This window comes from Streptomyces sp. ID05-26A, assembly GCF_033794685.1.
GTDB lineage: Bacteria > Actinomycetota > Actinomycetes > Mycobacteriales > Pseudonocardiaceae > Lentzea.
On record NZ_JARAYZ010000004.1, the window covers coordinates 566,832 to 593,112 of the forward strand.

22 protein-coding genes are annotated in these 26,281 nt (G+C 68.3%); 8 read left to right on the forward strand and 14 right to left on the reverse strand.

The window, feature by feature from the left end; all coding sequences use genetic code 11:
* Positions 1-4 precede the first annotated feature (4 nt).
* On the forward strand, positions 5-2,290 hold the full coding sequence (gene secA2, locus PV646_RS33945) for an accessory Sec system translocase SecA2 (RefSeq protein WP_500346387.1): 2,286 nt from the start codon (positions 5-7) through the stop codon (positions 2,288-2,290).
* A 3-nt stretch (positions 2,291-2,293) separates the two neighbouring features.
* On the opposite strand, the gene PV646_RS33950 is transcribed toward secA2, so the two are convergent.
* From PV646_RS33950 to PV646_RS33970, 5 genes are all read right to left on the reverse strand, one after another.
* The gene (locus PV646_RS33950; protein WP_500346388.1) at positions 2,294-2,572 is read right to left on the reverse strand and encodes a hypothetical protein; all 279 of its coding nucleotides are present in this window, start codon (positions 2,570-2,572) and stop codon (positions 2,294-2,296) included.
* Between the two features lie 40 nt (positions 2,573-2,612).
* Positions 2,613-3,725 carry an aromatic ring-hydroxylating oxygenase subunit alpha gene (locus tag PV646_RS33955; RefSeq protein WP_500346389.1) on the reverse strand — a complete coding sequence of 371 codons (1,113 nt, stop codon included), beginning with the start codon at positions 3,723-3,725 and terminating at the stop codon, positions 2,613-2,615.
* Positions 3,722-4,819: an N-methyl-L-tryptophan oxidase gene (gene solA, locus PV646_RS33960; RefSeq protein WP_500346390.1), complete on the reverse strand. Its 1,098-nt coding sequence runs from the start codon at positions 4,817-4,819 to the stop codon at positions 3,722-3,724. The genes PV646_RS33955 and solA overlap by 4 nt, the downstream gene beginning before the upstream one ends.
* Positions 4,816-7,182 carry a GcvT family protein gene (locus PV646_RS33965; protein ID WP_500346391.1) on the reverse strand — a complete coding sequence of 789 codons (2,367 nt, stop codon included), beginning with the start codon at positions 7,180-7,182 and terminating at the stop codon, positions 4,816-4,818. The genes solA and PV646_RS33965 overlap by 4 nt, the downstream gene beginning before the upstream one ends.
* Positions 7,183-7,512: 330 nt before the next feature.
* A complete protein-coding gene (locus PV646_RS33970) occupies positions 7,513-8,256 on the reverse strand; it encodes an IclR family transcriptional regulator (protein WP_500346518.1) in 744 nt (247 codons plus the stop codon).
* A 146-nt stretch (positions 8,257-8,402) separates the two neighbouring features.
* On the opposite strand from PV646_RS33970, the gene PV646_RS33975 reads away from it, so the two are divergent.
* The 5 genes from PV646_RS33975 (at position 8,403) to PV646_RS33995 (ending at position 14,273) form a co-directional block, all read left to right on the forward strand.
* A complete protein-coding gene (locus PV646_RS33975) occupies positions 8,403-8,723 on the forward strand; it encodes a bifunctional 3-phenylpropionate/cinnamic acid dioxygenase ferredoxin subunit (protein WP_500346392.1) in 321 nt (106 codons plus the stop codon).
* Complete coding sequence (locus tag PV646_RS33980; RefSeq protein WP_500346393.1) at positions 8,720-9,823, forward strand: NAD(P)/FAD-dependent oxidoreductase; 1,104 nt, start codon at positions 8,720-8,722, stop codon at positions 9,821-9,823. Before PV646_RS33975 ends, PV646_RS33980 begins: the two co-directional genes overlap by 4 nt.
* Positions 9,824-9,903: 80 nt before the next feature.
* Positions 9,904-11,343: an aldehyde dehydrogenase family protein gene (locus PV646_RS33985; RefSeq protein ID WP_500346394.1), complete on the forward strand. Its 1,440-nt coding sequence runs from the start codon at positions 9,904-9,906 to the stop codon at positions 11,341-11,343.
* The gene (locus PV646_RS33990) at positions 11,340-12,809 is read left to right on the forward strand and encodes a GMC family oxidoreductase (RefSeq protein WP_500346395.1); all 1,470 of its coding nucleotides are present in this window, start codon (positions 11,340-11,342) and stop codon (positions 12,807-12,809) included. Before PV646_RS33985 ends, PV646_RS33990 begins: the two co-directional genes overlap by 4 nt.
* Complete coding sequence (locus PV646_RS33995) at positions 12,810-14,273, forward strand: APC family permease (protein ID WP_500346396.1); 1,464 nt, start codon at positions 12,810-12,812, stop codon at positions 14,271-14,273. It begins immediately after the preceding gene.
* Here PV646_RS33995 and PV646_RS34000 read toward each other — a convergent pair.
* The 9 genes from PV646_RS34000 to PV646_RS34040 all read right to left on the reverse strand — a co-directional run bounded on the left by PV646_RS34000 (position 14,253) and on the right by PV646_RS34040 (position 23,392).
* Entirely contained in the window at positions 14,253-15,800 is a 1,548-nt protein-coding gene (locus PV646_RS34000) for a helix-turn-helix domain-containing protein (RefSeq protein WP_500346397.1), read from the reverse strand. The genes PV646_RS33995 and PV646_RS34000 overlap by 21 nt on opposite strands.
* Entirely contained in the window at positions 15,797-17,089 is a 1,293-nt protein-coding gene (locus PV646_RS34005; RefSeq protein WP_500346399.1) for an MFS transporter, read from the reverse strand. The genes PV646_RS34000 and PV646_RS34005 overlap by 4 nt, the downstream gene beginning before the upstream one ends.
* Positions 17,090-17,099: 10 nt before the next feature.
* Positions 17,100-17,831 carry an SDR family NAD(P)-dependent oxidoreductase gene (locus PV646_RS34010; protein ID WP_500346400.1) on the reverse strand — a complete coding sequence of 244 codons (732 nt, stop codon included), beginning with the start codon at positions 17,829-17,831 and terminating at the stop codon, positions 17,100-17,102.
* A gap of 295 nt (positions 17,832-18,126) precedes the next feature.
* Positions 18,127-19,143: an LCP family protein gene (locus PV646_RS34015; RefSeq protein WP_500346401.1), complete on the reverse strand. Its 1,017-nt coding sequence runs from the start codon at positions 19,141-19,143 to the stop codon at positions 18,127-18,129.
* Positions 19,144-19,219: 76 nt separating this feature from the next.
* Complete coding sequence (locus PV646_RS34020) at positions 19,220-19,606, reverse strand: DUF3037 domain-containing protein (RefSeq protein ID WP_500346402.1); 387 nt, start codon at positions 19,604-19,606, stop codon at positions 19,220-19,222.
* Positions 19,590-20,369, reverse strand: coding sequence for a HipA family kinase (locus PV646_RS34025; protein WP_500346403.1), 780 nt, complete (start codon positions 20,367-20,369; stop codon positions 19,590-19,592). Before PV646_RS34025 ends, PV646_RS34020 begins: the two co-directional genes overlap by 17 nt.
* 215 nt (positions 20,370-20,584) lie before the next feature.
* A complete protein-coding gene (locus PV646_RS34030; protein ID WP_500346404.1) occupies positions 20,585-21,316 on the reverse strand; it encodes an SGNH/GDSL hydrolase family protein in 732 nt (243 codons plus the stop codon).
* Positions 21,317-21,356: 40 nt separating this feature from the next.
* Positions 21,357-22,412, reverse strand: coding sequence for a lactonase family protein (locus PV646_RS34035; RefSeq protein ID WP_500346405.1), 1,056 nt, complete (start codon positions 22,410-22,412; stop codon positions 21,357-21,359).
* Positions 22,413-22,561: 149 nt separating this feature from the next.
* Positions 22,562-23,392, reverse strand: a complete 831-nt coding sequence (locus tag PV646_RS34040; RefSeq protein WP_500346406.1) for a PPK2 family polyphosphate kinase — start codon at positions 23,390-23,392, stop codon at positions 22,562-22,564.
* Between the two features lie 140 nt (positions 23,393-23,532).
* Between PV646_RS34040 and rocD the strand changes: the two genes are divergently transcribed.
* Both rocD and PV646_RS34050 read left to right on the forward strand, forming a co-directional pair.
* Complete coding sequence (gene rocD, locus PV646_RS34045; RefSeq protein ID WP_500346407.1) at positions 23,533-24,777, forward strand: ornithine--oxo-acid transaminase; 1,245 nt, start codon at positions 23,533-23,535, stop codon at positions 24,775-24,777.
* Positions 24,778-24,869: 92 nt separating this feature from the next.
* A complete protein-coding gene (locus tag PV646_RS34050; protein WP_500346408.1) occupies positions 24,870-26,255 on the forward strand; it encodes a DUF2252 domain-containing protein in 1,386 nt (461 codons plus the stop codon).
* The last annotated feature ends 26 nt before the right edge of the window (positions 26,256-26,281 follow it).

Genomic DNA, 26,281 nt, shown 5'->3' on the forward strand with positions numbered 1-26,281 from the left:
CGTCGTGACCACTCTCATGGCGCGCTTGAAGCAGCGGATGCGCAGGTTCGCGCAGAAACCGGGCTCCATCGACCTCACCCCGTTCCAGGCCATGCTCGCGGACGTGGAGAAACACGCGGACGCCTTCAAGGCGTTCAGCGACGAGGAGCTGACGGCCCACGCCGAGAAGCTGCGCGGGGAGAGCACCGACACCGAACTCGTGGCGCTCACCCGGGAGGCCGCCGAGCGCGCCATCGGGCAGCGTCCGTTCGAGGTGCAGGTGCTGGGCGCGCTGGGCCTGCTGAGCGGCCTCGTCGTCGAGATGGCGACCGGTGAGGGCAAGACGCTCGCGGGCGCCATGGCCGCGGCCGGGTTCGCGATCAAGGGCAAGCGCGTCCACGTGGTCAGCGTCAACGACTACCTCGCCCAGCGCGACGCGGAGTGGATGGGCCCGCTCTACGGCCTGCTCGGCGTCTCCGTCGGCTGGATCAACGGCAGCTCGAAGGCCGAGGAGCGCCGCGAGGCCTACCAGCGCGAGGTCACGTACGCACCGGTCAGCGAGATCGGCTTCGACGTTCTGCGCGACCGGATCGTCACGAGCCCCGACGACCTGATCGTGCCCGAGCCCGAGGTCGCGCTGATCGACGAGGCCGACTCGGTGCTCGTCGACGAGGCGCGCGTGCCGCTGGTGCTCGCCGGCTCGACCAGTTCCGAGGCGGCCGACCCCGTCATCGCCGACCTGGTGAAGCGGCTGCGGCAGGAGCTGCACTACGAGATCGACGACGAGGAGCGCAACGTCTTCCTCACGGGTGCGGGCTCCGAGGCCGTCGAGCGCGCGCTCGGCGAGATCGACCTGTACTCGCAGGAGCACGTCACGTCCACGCTGTCGAAGGTCAACGTAGCGCTGCACGCGCAGGTGCTGCTGCACCGCGACGTCGACTACATCGTGCGTGACGGCAAGGTGCACCTGATCAACGACACGCGTGGCCGTGTCGCGAAGCTGCAGCGGTGGCCGGACGGCCTGCAGGCCGCGGTCGAGGCCAAGGAGAACGTCCAGACCACCGAGTCCGGCGAGATCCTCGACTCGATGACGGTGCAGGCGCTGCTCTCGCGCTACCCGACGCGCTGCGGCATGACCGGTACCGCCGTCGCCGTCGCCGAGACGCTGCGGGAGTTCTACGAGCTCGAAGTGCTCGTGATCCCGCCGAACAAGGAGAACATCCGCGAGGACGAGCACTTCCGCCTCTACGCGACGCTGGAGCAGAAGGAGGACGCGATCGTCGAGGAGATCAAGGAGGTCCACACGACGGGCCGCCCGATCCTCGTCGGCACGCTCGACGTCGCCGAGTCCGAGCGGATCTCCTCGAAGCTGCGCGCCGCCGACATCGAGTGCGTGGTGCTCAACGCGAAGAACGACGCCGAGGAAGCGACGATCATCGCGGACGCGGGCTCGTACCAGCGCATCACCGTCTCGACGCAGATGGCCGGTCGCGGTACGGACATCCGCCTCGGCGGCCACGAGGGTGAGGACCACGACCGGATCGCCGAGCTCGGCGGCCTGTACGTGATCGGCTCCGGCCGCCACTCGTCCTCCCGCCTGGACGACCAGCTGCGCGGCCGCGCGGGCCGTCAGGGCGACCCCGGCGGCTCGGTGTTCTTCTCCTCCATGCAGGACGAGCTGATCACCCAGTACGCGCCGGACGCCGAGGACCCGTCCGAAGTGGACAACGACGGCCGGGTGCACGACAAGGGCCTGCTGCACACCTTCGAGCACGCGCAGCGCGTGGCCGAGGGCGTGAACCTCGAGATCCACCGCAACACGTGGCGCTACAACAAGCTGATCGAGCACCAGCGCGACCTGCTGCTCAAGCACCGCGACGTCGTGCTGCGCGGCGACGCGGCGTACGAGAAGGTCGGCAAGAAGGAAGGCGTGTCCGACGAGGTGGCCGGCGAGGCCGCCCGCAAGATCACGCTGTTCTTCCTCGACGACCTGTGGACGCACCACCTCACGTTCCTGTCGGACCTGCGGGAGGGCATCCACCTGCGCGCGCTGGCGCGGCAGAACCCGCTGGACGAGTTCCACCGCGAGGCCATCCCGGCGTTCAACAAGATCGTGCCGGAGTCCTGGGAGCTCACCAAGGAGAAGTACGAGGCGGCCAAGATCACCGACGACGGCTACGACCTCACCGACGCCGGCGTGAAGCGCCCGAGCTCGACGTGGACGTACCTGGTGCACGACAACCCGTTCGGCTCCGGACTGGAGGAGACGATGAAGGGTCTCGTGAAGATGGTGCGCGGACAGCGCCGCTGACAGCTACATCTTCCCGGGGACGACGAGGTCGTCCGCGGGTCTGGCGGGCCGGGGCAACGTCTCGGCCCGTCTGACGTTCACGGGCGCGGTGGCGGCCGCGGTCATCTCGTCGGTCAGCTTCTTGATCTCCGCGAGGATGTCAAGGTGCTGCTGCGACGGCGGAGGTCCCACGAAGTTGGACCTGTCGTGTGCCGTCCGTTCCGCGCGCTCGGCCAGAAGCCGGATGCGGCGCAGGTGTTCGTGCTCCCCGTTGGGGAGCAGAAAGTCCGTCTGCTCCATCACCCGTGCCAGCTTTCGCGTGCACGGGTGAGCAGTCGATCCCCTAGTCGGCTGATTCCAGTTTCTGGACGAGCCAGTCGTGGAAACCGCCGATGTGGTGCTCTGAGGGCACCAGCACTCCGCCCTGCGCGTAGGCACGGGAGGCCATCGCGGGCTGACATCGCTCGCAGGCTTCGAAGTCCTGTTCGTTCACCCGGTGGAACAACTCGACCGAGCGAGAGACGTCACGGCCGGTGTCGACCACTTCCTTGGCGTAGAGCCAATCGCACTCGACGATCGTCCGATCCGCCGCCAGCGGGTACATCCGGTGCAGGATCACGTGGTCCGGCACGAGGTTGACGAACACCTGCGGTTTGATCGTGATCGCGTAGTACTTCCGGTCGCGTTCCTCTTCCAGCGCAGAGAGTTTCTCGAACCCCTCGCCGCCGTCGACGGTGAAACCCTTGATCTCGTCACCGAACTCCGCGCCGTGCCCGACGTAGTACTGCGCCGCGTAGCCGTCGGCGAACTCCGGCAGCACCTCGGTGAGCTCGGGGTGGATCGTCGCGCAGTGGTAGCACTCCATGAAGTTCTCGACGATGAGCTTCCAGTTGGCCTTGACGTCGTAGACGATTCGCCTGCCCACGGACAACTGGTCGATCTCGTAGCCGTCGATGCCGTCGAGTGAGCCCAAACGTTCTGTCACGGCACTGAGGACGTCGTCCTCGAAGCTCGGAGGATTCTCGGCCAGGTTCACCCACACGTAGCCGAGCCATTCGCGCAAGTGCACCTTCGTCAGTCCGTACGCAACGCGATCGACGTCCGGCATCGAGGTGAGATTGGGTGCGGCGATCAGGTTTCCGTCCAACGCGTAGGTCCAGGCGTGGTAAGGGCACTGGAACGCCCGTTTGACGCTGCCGGCCTCCTCGACGCAGATCCGCGCGCCGCGGTGCCGGCAGACGTTCAGGAACGCGTTGAGGCCTCCCTTGCGGTCGCGGGCGATCAGCACGCTCTCCCGGCCGACCTGCACCGTGCGGAAGTCGCCCGCGTTCGGGAGGTCACCCGACTTCACCGCGCAGAACCACATCTTCTCGAAGATGTTCGCCTGTTCGCGCGCGAAGATCGCGGGGTCGGTGTAGTAGCGGCCCTCGAGGGTCCTGATCAGGCTCCCGGTCATTCTCCGCCTCTCAAGCGAGCAGGGTCGAACAGGGCGATCGGGTGCCGCGTGGCCCCGTCGATCGTGAGGTCGGCGAGGATCTCCCCGACGACGGGCGCGAACTTGAAGCCGTGCCCCGAGAAGCCGCACGCCACGGTCACGTCGTGCTCGCGGGCGATGACGAAGTGCCGGTCCGCGGTGTTGGTGTACATGCAGGTCGCGCCGCGCTGGAACGTGCCGGCGAGGCCGGGCATCGGTGACCTGGTGGCGTTCGCCATCGCCTCGACCTCGTGGGCGTGCACCGTGCGGTCGACGGTCTCGGGTGCGCAGATCTCGCCGCCGTGGTGGAACGCGACCTTCACCGCGCCGTCGTGCTCCGGGAAGCCGTAGAAGTTCGTGCCGTCCGCGCGGTCCCAGATGTAGATCGGGAGGTCCTGGAAGTCCTCCAGCGGCGTGAAGTAGAACTGCACCTGACGTTCGATCTCAAACGGGATCTGAAGGTCCCCCAACAACTGCGGCGCCCACGGGCCTGGGCACACCACGACGTGCCCGGCCTCGTACGTGCCACGGGCCGTGGTGACCTTCCCCGCCTCCCAGTGCGTCACCGGCTCCTCGAAGCGCAGATCGGCACCGGCACGCGCGGCAAGCTCCAGGTGCGCCGCGACGGACGTCTCCGGCACGACGAAGCCCGCGCCGGGCTCGTACAGCCCGATCTCGTCGTCCGCGGGCCGCAGCACGGGAAAGCGCTTGCGGAGCTGGGACGCGTCGAGCAGTTCGTGTGTCAGACCGAACTGCTCGACGCTCGCCCGGCTACCCGTGATGGCGCCGCTGTCCTGGTCGCCGACGATGAGCCCGCCGACGCGGTGGAAGATCCGCTCGCCGCTGTCGCGCTCGATCTGGTCCCACATCTCGTGGGCCCGCAGCAGCAACGGCACGTACGCGGGGTCCTCGAAGTAGGCCTGCCTCGTGATGCGCGACCCGCCGTGGCTCGACCCGAGCGCGTGGGCGGGCGTGAACTTCTCCAGTCCCAGCACGCGCTTCCCGCGCTGGGCGAGCCGGTACGCGGCGGCACTGCCCATGCCGCCGAGCCCGATGACGATGACGTCGTAGGTCACCCGCGGAGCCTCTTCATCTCCGGGTCGAACAAGGGCTCCGGCGCCGGACGGGCCTTGACCCTCTGCCCGAAGTACTCGATCTCGACCTCGTCGTCGATCTCGCTGGGCAGCCAGGCGTAGGCGATGTTGAGTCCGGTCGTGTACCCGTAGGCGGCGCTCGTGACGTACCCGACCGGTTCTCCCTGGTGGAACACGGGTTCGCTGCCGAGCACGACGCTGTGCGGGTCGTCGATCGTGAGACAGGTGAGCTTCTTGGTCGAGGTGAGGTTGTGCAGCGACCCCTTGCCGAGGAACTCCTTGTCCTGCCGCACCGCGAACCCCAGCCCCGCCTCGAACGGGTCGTGCTCGGTCGTGACGTCCGTGCCCCACGACCGGTAGCCCTTCTCCAGGCGCAGGCTGTTGAACGCGCCGCGACCGGCCGCGATGACCCCGTGCCGCTGCCCTGCCTCCCACAGCGTGTCCCAGAGCTTCGGGCCCAGGTCCGCGGTGGTGTACAGCTCCCAGCCGAGTTCGCCCACATAGGACAGTCGCAGTGCCGTCACCGGGACGTTCTTGATGAACGCCTTCTGCGCGGTGAAGTAGCCCTTCCGCGTGTCCAGGGTGTGCGGGACGTCGTTGATCAGGTCCCGGGCTTTGGGGCCCCACAGGCCGATGCAGCACGTTCCGGCCGTGATGTCTCTGATGAAGACGTCGTCCGGCGCGTGCCGGGTGAACCAGTCGAGGTCGAGGTTGCCGTTCGCACCGACCTGGAACGTCGTCGCGCCGAGGCGTGCGATCGTCAGGTCGCTGCGCACCCCGCCCTGCTCGTCCAGCAGCAGCGTGTAGACGACCGCGCCGGGCTTGCGGTCGAGGTTGTTGGTCGTCATGCGTTGCAGGAACTCGAGCGCCCCCGGCCCGCCCACCTCCAGCCGTTTCAACGGCGTCATGTCGAACAGCGCCACCCGCTTGCGCGTCACGAGCGCCTCGGCCCCGCAGATCGGCGACCAGAACCGGCTCGCCCACTCACCGCGTCCGGGTACCTCGGCCACCTCGGGCAGATCGGCGTTGGCCTCGTACCAGTGCGGCCGCTCCCAGCCGGACGCCTCCAGGAAGAACGCGCCGAGCTCCTGCTGCCGGCGGTGGAACGGACTCGTGCGGAGCGGGCGCGGGCTCTCCATGGGCTGCAACGGGTGCAGCACGTCGTAGACCTCGACGAAGTTCTGGCAGCTCCGTTCGAGCACGTAGTCCGGTGCCAGCTGCACCTGCTCGAACCGGTTGAGGTCGCTCGAGTGCAGGTCCAGCTCGGGCTGCCCGTCGACGATCCACTCGGCCACCGACCGCGCGACACCGGCGGAGTGCGTGATCCACACGGCCTCCGCGACCCAGAAGCCCTTGAGCCCGGGGTGCTCGCCCAGCAACGGCATCCCGTCGCTGGTGAACGAGAACAAGCCGTTGAAGCCGCGGTCGACACCGGCCTCGGCCAGCGCCGGGATGAGGTTCACCGCCGACTCCCAGGACGGTTCGAAGTCCTCCTTGGTGAACGGCAGCTCCGAACCGGTGATGTCCTGCGCGGCGATCGGCATGGGCTTGTGCCCGTACGCGCCGATGCCCAGCGCCCGGCCGTGCGAACGGAAGTACAGGTCGGCTTCCTGGTGCCGCAGGATCGGCTGCCGCGCCAACGCCTCCGCGTCGGCGTTCAGGTCGCCGGTGAACGCGTACTGGTGGGCCATGGGCACGAGCGGCACGGTCAGCCCGACCATCTCACCGAGCACCGGCCCCCACATCCCGGCACACGACACGACGATGTCAGCGGCGAAGACCTCGGTCTCGGTCCGCACGCCGGTGACCCGGTCACCCGTGGTCTCGACGGCGACGACCTTCTGCCCGAACTCGAACCGCGCCCCGCGTTCGACCGCGCGCCAGGCCTGGACCTCGGCGGCCAGCACCGGCTTCGCTAGGCCGTCGCTCGGGATCAGGAACCCACCGAGCACCTGGTCGCGGTCCAGCAACGGGTGCAGCCGCGCGACCTCGTCCGCGTCGACCAGGCGGCTGTGGACACCCCACGACGTGGCCCAGCCGTGCCGGCGGCTCAGGTCCGCGAGCCGTGCCTCGGTGGTCGCGATCTCCAGGCCGCCGACCTGGTCGAAGCAGCCCAGCGCGGTGTACTTCTCGACGGTGTAGCGGGCGAACTGCGTCATGCTGCGGCAGGAGTTGGTCTGGAAGACCAGGCCGGGGGCGTGACCGCTGGACCCGCCGACCGCGAGGCCCGCCGCCTGGTCCAGCACCGTGACGTCGGTGAAGCCTCTTTCGGTGAGTTCGTCGGCCAGCGCGCACCCGACGATTCCCGCCCCCACGAGCACCACGCGAGGCACTGCACCAGGCATCAGGACACCCCTTCGCCACAGTTGCGAGTAACAGAACTCGTTCCGCTATCAGCAACAAATTGCGGCTCACGGGTCCGGCTGTCAATACCGCCGTTCGCGCGATCAGTGGCCGGGCGTCCGTGGAACCGGGCAAACGCGTGCGTTCCGTGCATGGACTCGATCACCCTGCACACGATGGCGCGCAGGTACCTGATGAGCCGCAACGTCCGCGATGCTTTGCGGGACATGAGGGTGCACCGAGTGGTCGAACTCAGGGAGCACGGCTATCCGGGCTCCCTGAGCGACCTCCTGGCCGGACCACGCCGACTGGCGCTGGGCCCCCTGGTCGGATCAGCCCGCGAAGTAACCGAGCTGCGCCGACAGGTCCGCCGCCGCCGTCGACATGGTGGACACGATCTGGCCGACCCGCTCCCGCGACAACCGGTACGACGGCCCGGACGCGCTCATCGCCGCCACCACCTCACCGCGATGCCCGCGCACCGGCACGGCGACCGCGTGCAGGCCCAGTTCCAGCTCCTCGAAACACGCCGCGTACCCCTTGGACGCGACCTCCTCCAGTTCCGAGAGCAGCCGTGACGCGTCCACGACCGTGTTCTCGGTGTAGGAGTCGAGCGGCAACGACGCGAGGCGCGCGCGCTCGTCCGACGGCAGGTACGCGAGCAGGATCTTGCCGGACGAGGTGGCGTGCAGAGGCGTGCGCTGGCCGATCCAGTTCACGGCGGAGACGGCCGCGGAGCCGCGGGCCTGGGTGATGTTGATGGCGACGCCGGCGTCGTGCACGGCGATGTTGACGGTCTCGCCGAACGAGTCGGCGAGGGTCTGGCAGACGGGTTGACCGAGCTTCGTGAGGTCCATGCGGCCGGTGGCGGCACCGGCCAGCCGGACCACCCCGAACCCGATGGCGTACTTGCCCCTCTCACCGAGCTGTTCCACCAGGCCGCGGGCCTCCAGCACGGAGACGAGTCTGGACACCGTGGACTTGTGCACACCCAGCTCACCAGCGATTTCGGTGATACCGGCCTCGCCCTGGGCCAACAGTTCGAGCACGCTGATGGCTCTGTCGACGGACTGCACCTGAGCTGCCGAGTCGGAGTTGCCCATCGCGCAACAGTAATCGACAGGCAAAACAACCTGCTGGACTATTGACGGCGGGTCTCCTGAGCCGCACATTGTGTTGCGTCATTCGGAACGTGTAGCGCGTCACGCAACGGAGGCCGACGATGATCCGCGCCTGCGCTCTCATGGACCTGCCCCCAGGGGAGGCGGTTCGCATCGTCGGCCCTCACGCGCCGATAGCCCTGTTCAACGCCGATGGGGTCGTCTACGCCATCGACGACACCTGCACCCACCAGGACGCATCCCTCAGCGAGGGCTGGCTGGAAGGCTGCTTCGTGGAGTGCCCGCTGCACGCCGCGAGCTTCGACCTCCGCACCGGCGAGCCCACCTGCCTGCCCGCGAAGAGACCCGTGAGGACCCATCCCGTCCTTGTGCAGGATGGAGAGGTCTATGTCGAGGTCGAAGTGAACAAGGACGTGGCGTGAAGACCATCGCGATCATCGGCGCATCACTCGCCGGTCTGAGGTCGGCGCAGGCACTGCGCCAGCAGGGGTTCGACGGACGGATCGTCGTCGTCGGCAACGAGGTCCACCTCCCCTATGACCGACCCCCTCTCTCGAAGGACTTCCTCCTCGGCAAGGTCGAGGCGGTACCTCTCGCGGACCAGGAGGACCTCGACGCGTTGAACGCGGAGTGGCGCCTCGGCGTGCGGGCGACCGGGTTGCTCTCCGCCGGGGAGATCTCACTCAGCGACGACTCGACGATCGAGGCCGACGGCATCGTCATCGCTACGGGTGGGCTGCCGCGCACGATTCCGGGCACGCACGTCCTGCGCACGCTGGACGACGCGATCAACCTCCGCGAGGCGTTCGGGACGGCGCAGCACGTCGGCATCATCGGCGCCGGCTTCATCGGGGCTGAGATCGCCTCCAGTGCGCGCGCCCTGGGCAAGGACGTCACCGTCGTCGAGGCGCTCCCCACGCCTCTCACGCGCGTCCTGGGCGCCGAGATGGGCGCCGCGTGTGGACACCTGCACGGCGACCACGGATCAACGTTGATCACGGGAATCAATGTTGACTCCGTCAACGTCGACGGCGGAATCAACCTCGCTGATGGACGGATCGTCAACGCCGACGTCGTCGTCGCGGGCATCGGCGCGCGCCCGGCGACGGACTGGCTCGTCGGTGGACCGGTCAACGTCGACAACGGCGTCCTGTGCGACGCGGGCGGCGTGACCAACGTGCGGAACATCGTCGCGGTCGGGGACGTCGCGAACTGCGCGGGGCACCGCGCCGAGCACTGGACGAGCGCGACCGAACAGGCACAGGTCGCCGCCCGCAACCTGCTCGCGGGCGAGACCGTCGCCACGCACACCGGCGGCGGTTACGTCTGGTCCGACCAGTACGGGGTGAGAATCCAGTTCATCGGGCGAGCGACAGACGACGTTCGCGTCGAAGATGGGTCCATCGAGGACAGGAAGTTCGTGGCGACCTATCGAGACGGTGACAACCCCGACGACGTAGTCGGCATCGTGGCCATGAGCAACGCACGACTCTTCACCCGGCTCCGCCGGAATCTGAAGTAACGGTCGTCACGGTTTACCGCCACCGGCGGCCGGATATACCCGAGTGTCCTTCGTGGACACATGATTCAGGGAGGCAGTCCGTGTCGCCGGTGCGGCAGATCATCAACCCCTTCGACCAGAGCGTCATCACCGAGGTCGAGGAGCAGACCCGCGACCAGGCCGTGGCGGCGATCGCCAGGGCGAGAACCGCCTTCGACCACGGCGACTGGCAGCACTCCAGCCCCGAGCACCGCGCCGCCGTGCTGAACCACGTCGCGGACCTCCTGGAACGCGACAAGGAGGACATCGCCCGCACCGAGACGCTCGACACCGGCAAGACGCTGGTCGAGAGCCGCATCGACGTGGACGACGTCGCCGCCGTGTTCCGCTACTACGGCAACCTCGCCGGACTGCTGCACCCGAAGATCGTCCAGGGTGTTCCCGAGAACGTCATCAGCCGCGTCGACTACGAACCCGTCGGCGTCTGCGGCCTGATCGCGCCCTGGAACTACCCGCTGCTGCAGGTGTCGTGGAAGATCGCGCCGGCCCTGCTCGCGGGCAACACGATCGTGGCCAAGCCCAGTGAGATCACTCCGCTCACGACGATCAAGCTGTTCGAGCTCCTGCGGGAGGCCGGGCTGCCCGACGGCGTCGCGAACCTCGTCCTCGGCACCGGGCCCGAGGTCGGCGCGCCCCTGTCCGAGCACCCCGACGTCGACCTGATCTCGTTCACCGGCAGCCTCGCGACCGGCCAGCGGATCATGGCGTCGGCCGCGAAGACCGTGAAGAAGGTCGCGCTCGAACTCGGCGGCAAGAACCCGAACATCGTCTTCGCGGACGCCGACATCGACGTCGCCGTCGACTACGCGCTCACCGCCGCGTTCTTCCACGCGGGCCAGGTCTGCTCGTCCGGTACGCGGCTCATCGTGCACAGCAGCGTCTACGACGACTTCGTGCACGAGGTCGCGCGCCGGGCCGACCTGATCAAGCTGGGCAACGGTTTCGACGAGGACACCGAGTCCGGGCCGCTCGTCTCCGCCGAGCACCGGGCCAAGGTCGAGAGCTACGTCGAGGTCGCCAGGCAGGAGGGCGCGACGCTCAAGGCCGGCGGCAGGCGTCCGGAGGAGGCCGAGCTGCGGAACGGTTTCTTCTTCCGCCCCACCGTCTACGCGGACTGCACCCGGGACATGAAGCTGGTCCAGGACGAGACGTTCGGCCCGATCATCACCGCCGAGCGCTTCGAGACCGAGGCCGAGGCGATCATGCTCGGCAACGACACCGAGTACGGCCTCGCCGGCGGTGTCTGGAGCCAGGACCTCGACAAGGCGCAGCGCGTCGCGAAGAAGCTCCGCCACGGCACGGTCTGGATCAACGAGTTCGGCCCGTACCTGCCGCAGGCCGAGTGGGGCGGCTTCAAGCGCTCCGGCGTGGGCCGCGAGCTCGGCACCGCGGGCCTGCACGAGTACACCGAGCCCAAGCACGTGTACCAGAACCTCAAGCCACAAGCCCAGAACTGGTTCGCACGGGGGGACGCCCAGTGACCGCATACGACTACGTGATCGTCGGTGGCGGAACGGCGGGCTGCGTGCTCGCGGCACGACTCACCGAGGACGAGAACGTCACGGTCGCGGTCATCGAGGGAGGCCCCTCCGACGTCGGTGACGAGAAGATCCTGAACCTGCGCAACTGGATCAATCTGCTCGAGACCGAGTACGACTACGACTACCCGACGGTCGAGCAGCCGCGCGGCAACTCCCACATCCGGCACAGCCGCGCGAAGGTGCTCGGCGGGTGCTCCAGCCACAACACGCTGATCTGCTTCCAGCCGCTGCCGCAGGACCTCGACGACTGGGGCCACGGCTGGACGTGGGACGCGGTCGGCCCGTACTTCGACAAGGTCCAGCTCAACATCATCCCGGTGGTGGAGAAGGACCGGAACCCGATCGCCAAGGACTTCGTGGCCGCCGCGCGGCAGGCCACGGGCGTCCCGGAGATCGACGACTTCAACGCCGCGCCGTTCCAGGACGGCGTGGGCTTCTTCTCCATCGCGTACCACCCGGAGAAGAACAACCAGCGTTCGTCGGCGTCCACGGCCTACGTGCACCCGATCCTGGAGCGCAAGAACCTCACGCTGTTCCTGAACACGTGGACGAGCAAGATCGAGTTCGACGGTGACCGCGCCATCGGCGTGCACACCGACAAGGGTTATGTCGAGGCCGACAAAGAGGTTCTGCTCTGCGCGGGCGCGATCGACACGCCACGGCTGCTGATGCTCTCGGGCATCGGTGACGCCGAGCACCTGAGCAGCATCGGCATCGAGCCGAAGCACGACCTGCCCGGCGTCGGCGAGAACCTGCTCGACCACCCGGAGTCGGTCATCGTCTGGGAGACCACGAAACCGTTGCCGGAGAACTCGGTGATGGACTCGGACGCCGGTCTGTTCATCCGGCGCGATGCCTCCGACCCGCGGCCGGACCTGATGTTCCACTTCTACCAGATCCCGTTCACCACCAACACGGAACGCCTCGGCTACCCGGCGGTGGAGCACGGGGTCTGCATGACGCCGAACATCCCGCGCCCGCACAGCAAGGGCAAGTTGTGGCTCAGGTCCAGCGACCCCGCCGAGAAGCCGGAGCTCGACTTCGGCTACTTCATGAACCCCGACGGCTACGACGAGCAGACCCTCGTCGACGGCTTCCGGATCGCCCGTCAGATCGCCGAGCAGGAGCCGCTCAAGTCGTGGCTCAAGCGGGAGATCGCGCCGGGACCGGACGTCACGAGCGACGAGGCTCTCTCGGAGTACGGCCGGCGTGCGGCCCACACCGTCTACCACCCCGCGGGCACCTGTGCCATCGGGTCCGTTGTGGACGGTGACCTGAAAGTCATCGGACTCGAAGGCCTCCGGGTCGTCGACGCGTCCGTCTTCCCCACCATGCCCACCGTGAACCCGATGGTCACGGTGCTCATGATTGGAGAACGCGCCGCGGACCTGATCAAGGAGGCGTGAGTGACGACAGCGGAAGACAGGCTCAAGGATCTCGGCTACACCTCGGAGTTCAAGCGGGACATGAGTCCCTGGGCGAACTTCTCGCTGGGCTTCACCTACCTCTCCCCCGTGGTCAGCACGTACACGTTGTTCGGCGTGGCGCTCGCCCTGGGCGGCCCGCCGATGATCTGGAGCTTCGTCGTCGCGGGCATCGGCCAGTTCCTGGTCGCGCTCATCTTCGGCGAGCTCGTGGCGCAGTACCCGGTGGCGGGCGGCGTGTACCCCTGGGCACGCCGCCTGTGGGGCAAGCGCTGGGCGTGGATGACCGGCTGGGTGTACATGATCGCCCTGCTGGTCACCATCGCGTCCGTGAGCTACGGCGCCGGCCCTTATCTGGCGACACTTCTCGGCTACACCGCGAACGTCGGCAACACGGTGCTGTGCGCGATCGCGATCATCGTGGTCTCGACGCTCATCAACTACGCCGGCACGAAGGTGCTGAGCTGGGCCGCGATCTTCGGGTTCGCCGCAGAGATCATCGGCGCGCTCGTGGTCGGCATCTGGCTGCTCGTCGACAACCGCGTGCACGGCCTGGGCGTGCTGTTCGACAGCTTCGGCGCGGCCGGCTCCGGCAGCTACCTTCCCGCGTTCTTCGCGGCCGGCATCATCGGCCTCTACCAGTACTACGGCTTCGAGGCGTGCGGTGACACCGCGGAGGAGGTCAAGGACCCCGGCCGCGTCATCCCGAAGGCCATGCGCCGCACCATCTACATCGGCGGCGCGGCGGCCACGTTCGCGTGCCTGTCGCTGCTGCTGGCGGTGCCGGACTTCGGCAAGGTCATCTCCGGCGAGGACGCCGACCCGGTCACGAACGTCCTGACGAACGCGTTCGGGCCGGTCGGCTACAAGATCGTGATCGGCGTCGTGCTGATCTCGTTCCTGTCCTGCACGATGTCGCTGCAGGCGGCGGCCAGCAGGCTCACGTACTCCTACGCCCGCGACAAGATGGTGTTCGGGCACAAGGCACTCGCGAAGTTCAACAAGAAGCGCCACATCCCGCCGTACGCGCTGGCACTCGCCGGGATCATCCCGGCGGCCATCGTGGTCGCGTCGATGCTGTCCACGAACGCGCTGGACAAGATCGTGTCGTTCGCGACGCTCGGCATCTACCTGGGCTTCCAGATGGTCGTGTTCGCGGCGCTGCGGGCGAGGCTCAAGGGCTGGACGCCGTCGGGCGAGTTCACGCTCGGCCGGTGGGGTCTGATCGTCAACGTGCTGGCGCTCGCGTACGGCGTCGCGGCGATGGTGAACATGGTGTGGCCGCGCACCCCGGACGCACCCTGGTACGACAACTACGTCGTGATCCTCAGCGGCACGCTCGTGGTCGGCATCGGCCTGGTGTACATGCTGATCGCCAAGCCGTTCGGCAACTCCGACGCGGCGGCGGGCGACGCCGTACCGGCCTCAGCTCTGCAGACGAAGTAGCCGCAGGGCGAGCTGCACCTCCAGCACGCGGTCCGGCGACTGCCAGTCGCCGAGCAGCGACGAGACCCGGTCGAGCCGTTGCGTGACCGTGTTGACGTGGAGGTGCAGCTCCGCCTTGGCGCGGCTCAGGTTCGCGCCACAGCGGAAGTAGACCTCCAGCGTGTGCACCAGTTCCGTGCCGCGCTCGGTGTCGTAGTCGAGCACCGGGCCGAGCACCGACCGCACGTAGCCCGAGACGTCGGCCCGGTCGCCCAGCAGCACGCCGACGAACCCGAGGTCGTCCATGGTCGCGGCGTCCTTCTCCCGGCCCAGCTGCCGCAACGCCTTCAGGCACCGCCGCGCCTCCTCGTAGGCCGCCGCGATCGCCACCGGTCCCGCGACCGGCCCGCACGCGCCCACCGTCGCGTCCAGCGCCTTCGCCACCTCCCGCGCGACGTGCGTGGACACCGAGGGCAGGGCCAGCACGACATCCCGGCCACGTGACCCGGCCAGTCCCCTGTGGACGGACGCGTAATGCGTCGCGCCGGAAAGGTTTCCATCGGCGACCAGCACGACGTGCGGGTCGGAGAGCTCGACACCGACCCGGCGGGCTCGCGCCAGCAGCCCGGCCGCGTCCCGCCCGTCCAGGACGTCGGTGATCAGCTCACCGCGGACCTTGTTCTCCGCCTCGGCCACGGTTCGCCGCAGCAGCAACAACAACGCCGTCACCGCCGCCGACCGCTCGAACACCCGCCGGTCCGCGTCGGTCAGGTCCGGGCGGCCCGCCAGCACGATCCCGCCCAGCAGCTCCGATCCGGCCAGCACCGCGCACACCCACTCCCCGGAGAGCAGCACGGCGCGTCCGGCGGCCCGCACGGCGGCGGGAGGCACGGTGTCGAGCACCTCGACCGGCCCGCCGAGCAACTCCCCCACCGCGGCGGCGACCTCGGCCGAGGAACCGCCGCGCAGCACCAGGTCCGTGAGCCGGTCGTGGGCCTCCTCGGCCCGTTTCATGGCTTCGTTGTGGGACTGGATCGTCGCGAACAACGACGCCGTGTCGATCGCGATGGCCGCGTGGTCGGCCAGCGACTGCAGCAGCGCGACCTCCTCGGCGGGGAACTCGCGCGTGGTCCGGTCCGCCGCGTACAGCACGCCGATGACCTTCGAGTCGAGCTTCAGCGGCACGCCCAGGATCGCCGTGAGGCCCTCGTCGTGCACCGCCGAGTCGATCGGGTTCGTGTGGTTGAACCGGGCGTCGGCGAAGTAGTCGGACGTCGCGTACGGCCTCGCGGTCTGCGCGACCAGCCCGCCGAGCCCCTCGCCGAGTCCGAGCCTGACCTTCTGGAACAACGGCGAGAACGACCCGTCCGTCACCCGCATGTAGGTGCCGGCCGGGTCGTTCATCGACAGGTAGGAGACGTCGGTGCCGAGCAGCGTCCGCGCTCTGCGCACGATCGAGCGGAGCACCGCGTCCGGATCTCGCATGCCCGCGAGCTCGGACGCGGTCTCGAACAACGCCGCCAGTTCGGCCTCACGCCGTCGTGTCACACTCCAACCCTGTCACGTTCCTCCAGATCCGCACCACGGGTCTCCCGGGCGAACGCGATCGCGACCACGGTGATCACACAGGTGATCAGGACGTAGACGGCGATCGGGAACGAGGACTTGTAGGCCTGCAGCAACGCCGTCGCGATCAGCGGGGCCAGCGCACCGGCCACGATCGACGCCAGCTGGTAGCCGACCGACGCACCCGAATAGCGGACCCTCGTCCCGAACAGCTCCGAGAAGAACGCGGCCTGCGGTCCGTACATCGCGCCGTGCAGCACCAGGCCGACCGTGGTCGCCACCGTGATCAGGACGGGATCACGGGTGTCGAGCAGCGCGAAGAACGCGAAGATCCACGCGGCCATGCCGACGGCACCGACGAGGTAGATCGACCGACGCCCGAACCGGTCGGAGAGATGACCCCACACCGGGATCGTCACCAGGTGCACGGCCGACGCGATCAAAACCGCGTTGAGCCCCACCGACTTCGACAACCCGAGCCCGGTCACGACGTACACCAGGATGAACGCCGTGATCACGTAGTACGACACGTTCTCGGCGAACCGGGCGCCCATCGCGATCAGGACCTCGCGCCAGTTGTGCTTGAGCAGCTCCAGCGCGGGCGCCTTCTCCTCCACGGGCTCCTGGGCACGCTTCGCCTGCGCCGCCAGGAAGATCGGCGACTCGGACACCGACAGCCTGATCCACAGCCCGATCACCACGAGCACACCGGAGAGCAGGAACGGGACCCGCCAGCCCCACGCGAGGAAGGCCTCGTCCGACTGCACGGCGGCAAGGATCGCGAGCACACCGGTCGCCAGCAGGTTCCCGCACGGCACACCGGCCTGCGGCCACGACGCCCAGAACCCGCGCCGCTTCGGGTCACCGTGCTCCGACACGATCAGCACGGCCCCGCCCCACTCACCACCGAGCGCGAAGCCCTGCACGAGTCGCAGCAGCGTCAGCAGCACCGGTGCCAGCACACCCACCGACGCGTACGTCGGCAGCACGCCCATCAGCATCGTCGCGCCACCCATCAGCAGCAACGACAGCACCAGCAACTTCTTGCGTCCCAGGCGATCCCCGTAGTGGCCGAAGACGAGGCCACCGAGCGGTCGTGCCAGGAAGCCGATCGCGTACGTGGTGAACGCGAGCAGCGTGCCCGTCAACGGGTCCGCGGTCGGGAAGAACAGCTTGTTGAACACCAGGGCGGCTGCCGAGCCGTAGAGGAAGAAGTCGTACCACTCGACAGTTGTCCCGATGAGCGAAGCGCCTACCACTTTTTTGATCATCGACAACTCCTCATTGAGCTGACCAGCCGCCATCGACGGCCACTGACGTTCCGGTGACAAAACTGTTGCCGCACAACCACAGCACGGCGTCCGCGACCTCGGAAGGCTCGATCAGCCGCTTCACCGCGCTGCGCTGCAGGAAGATCTGTGACGAGACGTCGGCCTCGGAGATGCCGTGCAGGCGGGCCTGGTCCGCGATCTGCTTCTCCACCAACGGGGTCCGCACGTATCCGGGTGCCACGCAGTTCGACGTCACGCCGTGCGGGGCGCCTTCCAGGGCGGCGACCTTGGAGAACCCCTCGAGGCCGTGCTTCGCGGCGACGTAAGCGGATTTGAACGCGGACGCGCGCGTCCCGTGCACGCTGGAGATGTGGACCAGGCGGCCCCAGCCGCGGTCGTACATGTGCGGCACGACGTGCTGCGTGAGCCGGAACGCCGCCCCCAGCATCAGCTCGACCATCGCCGAGAAGCGCTCGGCGGGGAACTCGTGGATGGGCGCGACGTGCTGCACGCCGGCGTTGTTGACCAGGACGTCGATCTCGTCGGGCAACGCGGCGACGGACCCGGTCAGGTCGACGACGTGACCGACGCCGCCGAGTTCCTCCGCGAGAGGGAGGACCCGGGGGTCGCGGTCGACCAGGTGGACCTTCGCGCCTTCGGCGGCCAGTGCGCGGGCGCAGGCCAGGCCGATGCCGCTCGCGGCTCCGGTGACCAGCGCGCTGTGACCCGTGACACTCGACATAGCCGGAAACGGTAGGCGTCACACGGCGTCATCGACATGTGGTGCGTCCACATAACGCCTGGTCACAAGGTGGCTTTAGCCAACATTTAGCGTCGGGTAGGCATATGTGGCGAAAAGATCGGGTATAGAGGCGTAAGCTCCCGTCACCTGAACGGGGGAAGATCAGTACGAGGGGGCTACACCCATGTCCACAACGCCTATTTACGACGACCTCCTGCGCGAGCTCGAAGGCATCGCACAGGAGGCCGGTCCGACCGCTTCGGAGCCCACGCCCGAACCGGCCAAGTCGTAAGAACTACTTCGGAGGGGCGATCAGCTCGGCCGGCACCGGCTCGTCCTTGCTGATCAGGTCGAACAGCTGCGACGCCTTCTCCTTGTTCCACTGCACGACCGACTGACCGCCGATCGTCGGAGTCCCACCGACCGGCACGGTCCCGCTCGTCGCGTCGCTCATGTTGAGCGCGACGCTCAGCAGGTGCCACAGGTGGTCGTCCTGGTTGACCGACACCGATCCCGAAGCCGCGTTCATCAGCGGAATGGCGCGGAACGGGTTCGCGAGCGTCGCCGGGCTCTTCACCTTCGCGAAGAGCGCGTTCAGGAACTTGCGCTGGTTCTGCACTCGCTGCAGGTCGGCCGTCGCGAACGCGCGGGTCCGCACGAACCCGAGCGCCTGCGGCCCGTCGAGCTCCTGGCAGCCCGCGGGCAGGTCGATGCCCGCCAGCGGGTCCTTGATCGGCTCGTCGAGGCAGAGGTCCACGCCGCCGACCGCGTCGACCATGTCGGAGAACCCGCCGAAGCCGATCTCCATGTAGTGGTCGATCCGCACGCCGGTCGCGCCCTCGACGGTCTGCACGAGCATCTGCGGGCCACCGAACGCGTAGGCCGCGTTGACCTTGTTGCGGCCGTTCTCCGGGATCGCGACGTAGGAGTCACGCGGAATCGACAGCAGCACCGGCTTGGCCGCGCTGTTGTCCGGCAGGTGCAACATCATGATGGTGTCGGTGCGCCTGCCCGCCGCGTCACCGGTGGCCAGCGCGTCCTTCTGCTCCTGCGTCAGGCCGTCCCGCGCGTCCGATCCGACGAGCAGCCACGTGGTGCCCGGCGTCTCCGCGGGCCTGCCCTCGTAGTCCGGCAGCGCGTTGATCCGCGTCAGCGTCGAGTCGACGTAGAACCCGAACCCGACGGTGCCCAGAACCAGGACGAGCAGCAGCACCAAGATGACGCGTCCGGGACGCCTCTTCTTCTTCATCGGCCGCTGCGGCGGCATGGGACGCCGCGGCTGCTGGTAGCCGTGGTGATACCCAGCGCTCATGTGTCGCCAACCCCGATCGCTTTAGTTTCGCTTTGCACCTATGGACGCCGTTCGTCCGTTCAGGTTGCGAGGAAACCTACCTGGGTGGGAGCACCAACGCCTCGAAAAGGCGTTCTGCCTCGGCCGACGGGTCGTCCGTCCAGCCCGTGTGAGCCGGCGAGGTCTGCACGATCGTGCTGCGCGGCGCCGTCAGCCACCGGAAGCGCTGCCCGATCGTCGTCCGGCTGACCGGCCCGGCCGCCGCGCTGCCGTCGCACGAGTTCGTCAGGTGCGCGAGCGCCGACTCGAGCATCTCGACGTCGAGGTGCGGGTCCAGCACCCGCAGCCGGTCACCGTCCACAAAGGTCTTGGCACACAGGAAGTCCAGCGGCGCGCAGTAGACGAGGACGCCGACGTTCATGAACTCGCCCCGCTCCTGCCGCGGCACCGCGCGCAGCAGCGCGTACTCAAACACGTGCGGCACGTGCGGCCTCCAGCGAGTCGACCCAGCCGCGGTTCGCGAGGCGGTAGGTGAAGAAGTCCTTGTAACGCTGCCGCAGTTCTACCGGATCACCCTCGAGCCACTCGTCGGGCACCAGCGCGAGCACCTCGTCGAGCAGCTCCGGCGTGACCTTCGCGGCCAGCTCGCCGTCCACTTCGGACAGCGCGCCCGCGTTCGGCAGCATCGCGTGGTCCGACGAGTCGTAGCGGTACTCCTTGGTAGCCGGACGTTCCTCGCTCCACGAGTAGTGGAAGTACAGCGCGGCGCCGTGGTCGATCAGCCACGGTTCGCGGTGCCACAACAGCATGTTCGGGTTGCGCCAGCTGCGGTCGACGTTGAGCACCAGGGCGTCGAACCAGAGCAGCCGCGTCGCGAGCTCGGCGCCGGGGTCGCGCACGACCGGGTTGAAGTCGAACGAGCCGGGCAGGTAGTCGAGGCCGAGGTTGAGGCCGCCGCTCGCGCGCAGCAGCTCCTGGACCTCCTGGTCGGGCTCCGCGCGGGCCAGCTCGGGGTCGAGGTGCACCAGGACGATCTCGGGTATCCGGAAGCCCAGCCGCCGCGCGAGCTCGCCGACGACGATCTCGGCGACCAGGACCTTCACGCCCTGCCCCGCGCCGCGGAACTTCACCACGTACATACCCAGGTCGTCGGCCTCGACCAGTCCCGGCATCGACCCGCCCTCGCGGAACGGGGTGACGTACCGGGTGGCCGTGACCTCCCTCAGAGAACTCCCTGCCACATTCACCGGCGCATGATCACACGAACGCCTGCCCGAAGCCGAGCCGAATACGGGTGCCTAGGCGCTGTCCTGCAAGTTCGTCTGGTGAGAGACGCGGGCGAGAGTCCCGGAGGCGGTGCCGCCGCAATGCCCTCATACCGGGCGTATTCGGGCGTTGCGGCGGTGCCGTCTCCGGGGCCCTCGGCCGCCGCTCTCGCCCGACGAGACTTACAGGACAGCGCCTAGGAGGCCAGCGCCGCGAAGTACGCGGCCTGACCTGCCTTGTTCGGGTGGTAGGAGTCGGCGGTCGGGCTGACCAGCCCGTGGATCCACGGCTCGTCCGCGCACACGCCGTGGTCCGCAAACGCTTCCCTCACGTCCACGTAGCGCGCACCAGCGCGTTCGGCGGCCCGTGCGACCTCGTCGGACAGCTGGTCGGCGGCGTCGTTGAGCACCTGGCGCTTGGCCCTGGACAGGGTGCGGCACCCGTCGCCGGGCGTGAACAGCCGCGGGTAGCCGACGACGACCAGCTTCGCGTGCGGCGCCGCTGCCTTGATCGTGGCGTAGGTCGTGTCGAGCCGGCCGGGCAGCTGGGAGTGGATGAAGTCCACGGCCGTGGCGGCCCTCTCCGCGCACGCCCGGTCGCCGCTGAGCGTGCAGGTCGTCAGCACGTCGACGAACCCGAGGTCGTTGCCGCCGATGGTGATCGTGACGAACGTGGTGTTCGTGGTGAGCGCCCGGAACTGGGACCTGAGCGACTTCGTGGTCGCCCCGCTGCACGCGACGAACCGGAACGACGGGAACTCCTTGCTCCGCAACGCCGGGTAGGCGTTCGAGCTGCGGCGGCACGAGCCGTCCACGTAGGAACCGGCGCCCGCACCGGACGCGTAGGAGTCGCCGAGTGCGACGTACTCCGGCGCGATCGGTGCGGGTGCCAGCAGGACAACGGCGAGGACTCCGGCCATCAGACTCATGGAGCCGGAGTACCACTGTGGACGGTCGAGCTGAAGAGCGTTAACCCAGTCGGGTGGGCAGCACGCAGACGGGGATCGCGGTCTGCAGCGCCGTGCCGGACGGGGTCAGCCCGCCCGTGGCCTTGTCGACCTTGAACGACGTGACGTTGTTCGAGTTCTGGTTGGCCGCGAACAGCAACGACCCGGTCGGGTCGAACGTGATGTGCCGCGGGTACTTGCCGCCGACCGCCGTGGTGCCGGCCAGCGTCAGCCCGGTGGCGCCGACCGTGAAGTGCGCGATGCTGTCGTGCCCGCGGTTCGACAGGTAGACGTGCCTGCCGTCGGCGGAGACCAGCACCTCGGCCGGGTAGTTCGTCGGACTCCCCGCCGGCACCGTCTTGAGCACCTGACCCGGCGTGAGGATACCGTTCGCGTACGAGCAGGTCACGATGGTCGAGTCGAGCTCGTTCGCCACGTAGGCGGTCTTGCCGTCCGGGTGGAACGCGATGTGCCGCGGTCCGGCGCCCGGCTTGACCTTCGCCTGCGAGACCTGGACCAGCTTCCCGCCGGTGAACGAGTAGACGAACACCGAGTCCGCGCCGAGGTCGACCGCCGCGGCGTACCTGCCGGCCGGGTCGAACACGATGTGGTGCGCGTGCGGGCCCTCCTGGCGTTCCTTGTTCGGCCCGGACCCCTTGTGCTGCACCTTCTGCGTGCGCGCGCCGAGGCTGCCGTCCGCGTTGACCGGGAAGACGCTCAGCGAGCCAGACGAGTAGTCGGCCGTGATCAGGTGCTTCCCGGACGGGTCGAGCGTCAGGTGGCACGGGTCCGCGCCCCCGGTCGCCTGCTTGTTGATCACCTTCAGCGTGGCCGCGTTGATCGCGGTGACCTCGCCCTTGGTGTTCTCGTTGACGGCGTAGAGGAACCTGCCGTCCCGCGACTCGATCACGAACGACGGGTTGACCACGCCGCTGATCACGCCTGTCGTCCTGAGCTGCCCGGACACGGAGTCGTAGGTGCCGATGCCGATGCCCTTGGCGCCACCGCTCCACGTCGTGTAGGCGCCGAAGAACACTCTCCGCGTGGCGGCAGCCGCCTCAGCGGTCCCTCCGGTCATCAGCAGTCCCGCTCCTACGCCCATGGCTCCGAGAAAACGTCGCCGGTCCACACCCACGTCCGCACCTCCGGTAAGACTTTGCGGCGGCGGCGCAGCCCACACTGGCCTAGACCATGACGGCCAGGCAATAGGTGCAATCAAGATTGCGTCTAGCGCAACGGGTCGTTCGAGACCAACCGGGCCTTCTCGGCCTCGAGGTCGTAGGCGGGCGCCGGGAACTTCGGGTCCATCTCGCGCATGGTCTCCAGCAGCAACCGGCTGATCGCCCAGTTCCGGTACCACTTGCGGTCCGACGGGACGGCGTACCAGGGCGTGTCCCGGCAGTTCTTCAGCGCCTGCGTGTAGGCGTCCTGGTACTTCGACCACTTCGAACGGACGTCGATGTCGGCCGGGTTGTACTTCCAGTTCTTCCTCGGGTCGTCCAGGCGCGCGAGCAGCCGTTCCTTCTGGACCTCGGGCGAGATGTGCAGGAAGCACTTGACCAGCGCGATGCCGGAGTCCGCGAGCTCCCGCTCGAAGGCGTTGATCTCCTTGTAACGGCCACGAAGCTCCGCGGCCGTGAGCAGACGTTCTACTTTGGGCACGAGGACGTCCTCGTAGTGGGAGCGGTCGAACGCGCCGATGCGCCCCTTCTCGGGCAACACCTTCTTGATGCGCCACAGGAAGTGCTGACGACGTTCGGCGGGAGTCGGTTTCTTGAACGACGCGATGCGCACACCCTGCGGGTTCACCAGGCCCATGACGTGGCTGACCACGCCGCCCTTGCCGGAGGTGTCCATGCCCTGCAGCACGAGCAGGACCGCGCGGGAGTCCTCCGCGTACAGCGCCTCCTGCAGGCCGTCCAGTTCGGCGCCGGTGGCGACCAGGTCCTCGGCCGCCTCCTTCTTGGTCTTGGGACCGATGGGCCGGCCTGCCGGGTCGAGGGTGGAGAGGTCCACCTCATCGAGTCGCAGGGCATCACGAACCGACTTCTTCGCCATCAACTGACCGTAGCGATTCACCGCCCAGTCCGCCCGCTGTGCACGAAACGTCCACTGATCGGTGAATCTACGCAACGAACTGAGGCAGTACGCAATGCTTCACGGTCGATATCGCTTGTCCTGGACCCTAGCCTTGGAGGATGACCGCCATCGCTGAGCACAACTCCGCGGGAACCACTGATTTGGCTAGCGCTGACTTCGTCGCCTTGGACGAAGAGTGGAGCACGCACAACTACCACCCGCTTCCGGTGGTCATCTCGCACGGCGAGGGCTCGTGGGTCACCGACGTCGAGGGACGCCGGTACCTGGACTTCCTGTCCGGCTACTCGTCGCTGAACTTCGGGCACCGCCACCCCGCCCTGGTGGCCGCCGCCGTCGAGCAGCTCGGCCGTGTCACGCTGACCAGCCGCGCGTTCCACCACGACCAGTTCGGCCTGTTCTGCCAGGAGCTGGCCGCCCTGACCGGCACCGAGATGGTGCTCGCGATGAACTCCGGCGCGGAGGCCGTCGAGTCCGCGATCAAGGTCGCGCGCAAGTGGGCCTACCAGGTCAAGAAGGTGCCGGAGGGCACGGCGGAGATCATCGTCGCCGGGTCCAACTTCCACGGCCGCACCACGACGATCGTGTCGTTCTCGACCGACGACACCGCGCGCAACGACTTCGGGCCGTTCACGCCCGGCTTCAAGGTCGTGAAGTACGGGGCGCTGGACGAGATCGAGTCCGCGATCTCGCCGCGGACCGCCGCCGTGCTGCTGGAGCCGATCCAGGGCGAGGCCGGCGTCGTCGTCCCGCCCGCCGGCTACCTGGCCGGGATCCGCCGCCTGTGCGACGAGAACGACGTGCTGATGATCGCCGACGAGATCCAGTCCGGGCTCGGCCGCACCGGTGAGCTGTTCGCCCTCGACCACGAGGGGGTGCGCGCCGACCTCTACACGCTCGGCAAGGCGCTGGGCGGGGGCATCCTGCCGGTGTCCGCCGTGGTCGGGTCGCGTGCGGTGCTGGGCGTGCTCAAGCCCGGTGAGCACGGGTCGACGTTCGGCGGCAACCCGCTCGCGTGCGCCGTGGGCCGTGGTGTCGTGCGGCTGCTGGCGACCGGCGAGTTCCAGCAGCGGTCGCGTGACCTGGGCGCCTACCTGCACGCGGAGTTGAACAAGCTGGTGGGCCACGGCGTGGCGGAGGTGCGCGGGCGCGGGCTGTGGGCCGGTGTCGAGATCGCGCCCGGCGGGCCGGTCGGGCGTGCCGCGTCCGAGGCGCTGGCCACGCGCGGGGTGCTCTGCAAGGAGACGCACGCGTCGACGTTGCGCGTCGCGCCGCCGTTGGTCATCACGAGGGATGAGATCGACCTGGGTGTGCGGGCGATCGCCGAGGTCGTTCGTCCCGTTTAGGGTGATTCTCATTCGTAGCTAGGTCACAAATGCGGCGGACGAGCCTCCTGGTTCGTCCGCCGCATGCATCATGACTCTTATGGGTGAACCCATTGAGTAAGCAGAGTCGTGCTGAGGCCGCTGCCGCTTTGGGCAGATGGGTCGAGCCTGAAGAGGTCTACGCCGAGGGGCGCGCGTTGCGGTCCTCAGTGGACTTCAAGGCGCACCGCACGATGTCGCTCGCCCGGAAACGCCCGTCGGTGCTGGAGTTCCTGCGCGCCACGAACGAGGGCCGGCTGGAGCACCTGGTCCCGTTGCGGATCGGGCGGATGCTCGAGAACCCGTTCGCGTTCTTCCGAGGCTCGGCCGGGCTGCAGGCCGGTGACCTCGCCGCGGGCTGCTCGACGGGACTTCACGCTCAGTTGTGCGGTGATGCACACGCAGCGAACTTCGGGCTCTACGGCACACCCGAGGGCCAGATCGTCATGGACATCAACGACTTCGACGAGACGCTGCCCGGCCCGTGGGAGTGGGACCTGAAGCGGCTCGTCGCGTCCCTCGTGCTGGCCGGACGCGTCGGTGGCGTGTCGGACAAGGGCTGCCGCGACGCCGCCGAGGACGCGGTGAGCGCCTACCGAGCGGTGATCAAGAAGCTCGCGGAGGTCCCGTTCCTGGACTCGTGGACCGCGCTGGGCGACGAGTCGACGCTGTCGAAGGTGAAGGCCGACGACCTGATCAACGACTTCTCCAAGGCCGCCGAGAAGTCGCGCAAGAACACCAGCGCGAAGTTCGCCGCGAAGTGGACCACGCACGACGGCGAGAAGTGGCGGTTCATCACTAACCCGCCGACCTTCACGGAGGCCACTCCCCCGACCGCCGCGGCCGTGATCGCCGCGCTGCCGTCCTACGTGGACACCCTGCGCGAGTCGCGGACCAACCTGATCATGCGCTACGGCGTGTCGGACGTGGCTTTCCGCGTCGTCGGCACCGGCAGCGTCGGCCTGCGCAACTACCTGATCCTGTTGCACGGCAACGGCTCCGAAGCCCTGGTGCTGCAGGCCAAGGAAGCGCGTCCCTCGGCTTTGCAGCCGTTCCTCGACGTCGAGCCGGCCAAGCACGAGGGCAAGCGGATCGTGCACGGCGCCCGGCTCGTCCAGGCGGAGACGGACATCCTGCTGGGCTGGACGACCATCGAGGGCCGCCACTTCATCGTGCGGCAGTTCCGCAACCGCAAGGGCGAGATCGACGCCACCACGCTCAAGCGCGACGACCTCGACGACTACGGCCGCTTCGCCGGCGCCCTGCTGGCCCGCGCGCACACGCGCTCGCTCGACCCGCGGCTGCTCGCCGGGTACTTCCAGAACGGCGGCGGCAACGACCTCGACGAGGCGTTCGCGAAGTACGCGTTCGACTACGCCGACCAGACCGAGGCGGACCACGAGGAACTGACGAGGCTGGTCAGGACCGGCAAGCTGCCCGCGATCACCGAGGACCGCTGACGCGCCTTCCGGCTCACTCCCGGAAG

Bases quoted from the DNA above. Each gene is read 5' to 3' on its own strand.
- PV646_RS33975 (WP_500346392.1), top strand. From the start codon at position 8,403: ATGATCCGCGCCTGCGCTCTCATGGACCTGCCCCCAGGGGAGGCGGTT.
- rocD (WP_500346407.1), top strand. From the start codon at position 23,533: ATGACCGCCATCGCTGAGCACAACTCCGCGGGAACCACTGATTTGGCT.
- PV646_RS34035 (WP_500346405.1), bottom strand. From the start codon at position 22,412: ATGACCGGAGGGACCGCTGAGGCGGCTGCCGCCACGCGGAGAGTGTTC.
- PV646_RS34015 (WP_500346401.1), bottom strand. From the start codon at position 19,143: ATGAGCGCTGGGTATCACCACGGCTACCAGCAGCCGCGGCGTCCCATG.
- PV646_RS33965 (WP_500346391.1), bottom strand. From the start codon at position 7,182: ATGCCTGGTGCAGTGCCTCGCGTGGTGCTCGTGGGGGCGGGAATCGTC.
- PV646_RS34005 (WP_500346399.1), bottom strand. From the start codon at position 17,089: ATGATCAAAAAAGTGGTAGGCGCTTCGCTCATCGGGACAACTGTCGAG.
- PV646_RS33955 (WP_500346389.1), bottom strand. From the start codon at position 3,725: ATGACCGGGAGCCTGATCAGGACCCTCGAGGGCCGCTACTACACCGAC.
- PV646_RS34010 (WP_500346400.1), bottom strand. From the start codon at position 17,831: ATGTCGAGTGTCACGGGTCACAGCGCGCTGGTCACCGGAGCCGCGAGC.
- PV646_RS34030 (WP_500346404.1), bottom strand. From the start codon at position 21,316: ATGAGTCTGATGGCCGGAGTCCTCGCCGTTGTCCTGCTGGCACCCGCA.
- PV646_RS34040 (WP_500346406.1), bottom strand. From the start codon at position 23,392: ATGGCGAAGAAGTCGGTTCGTGATGCCCTGCGACTCGATGAGGTGGAC.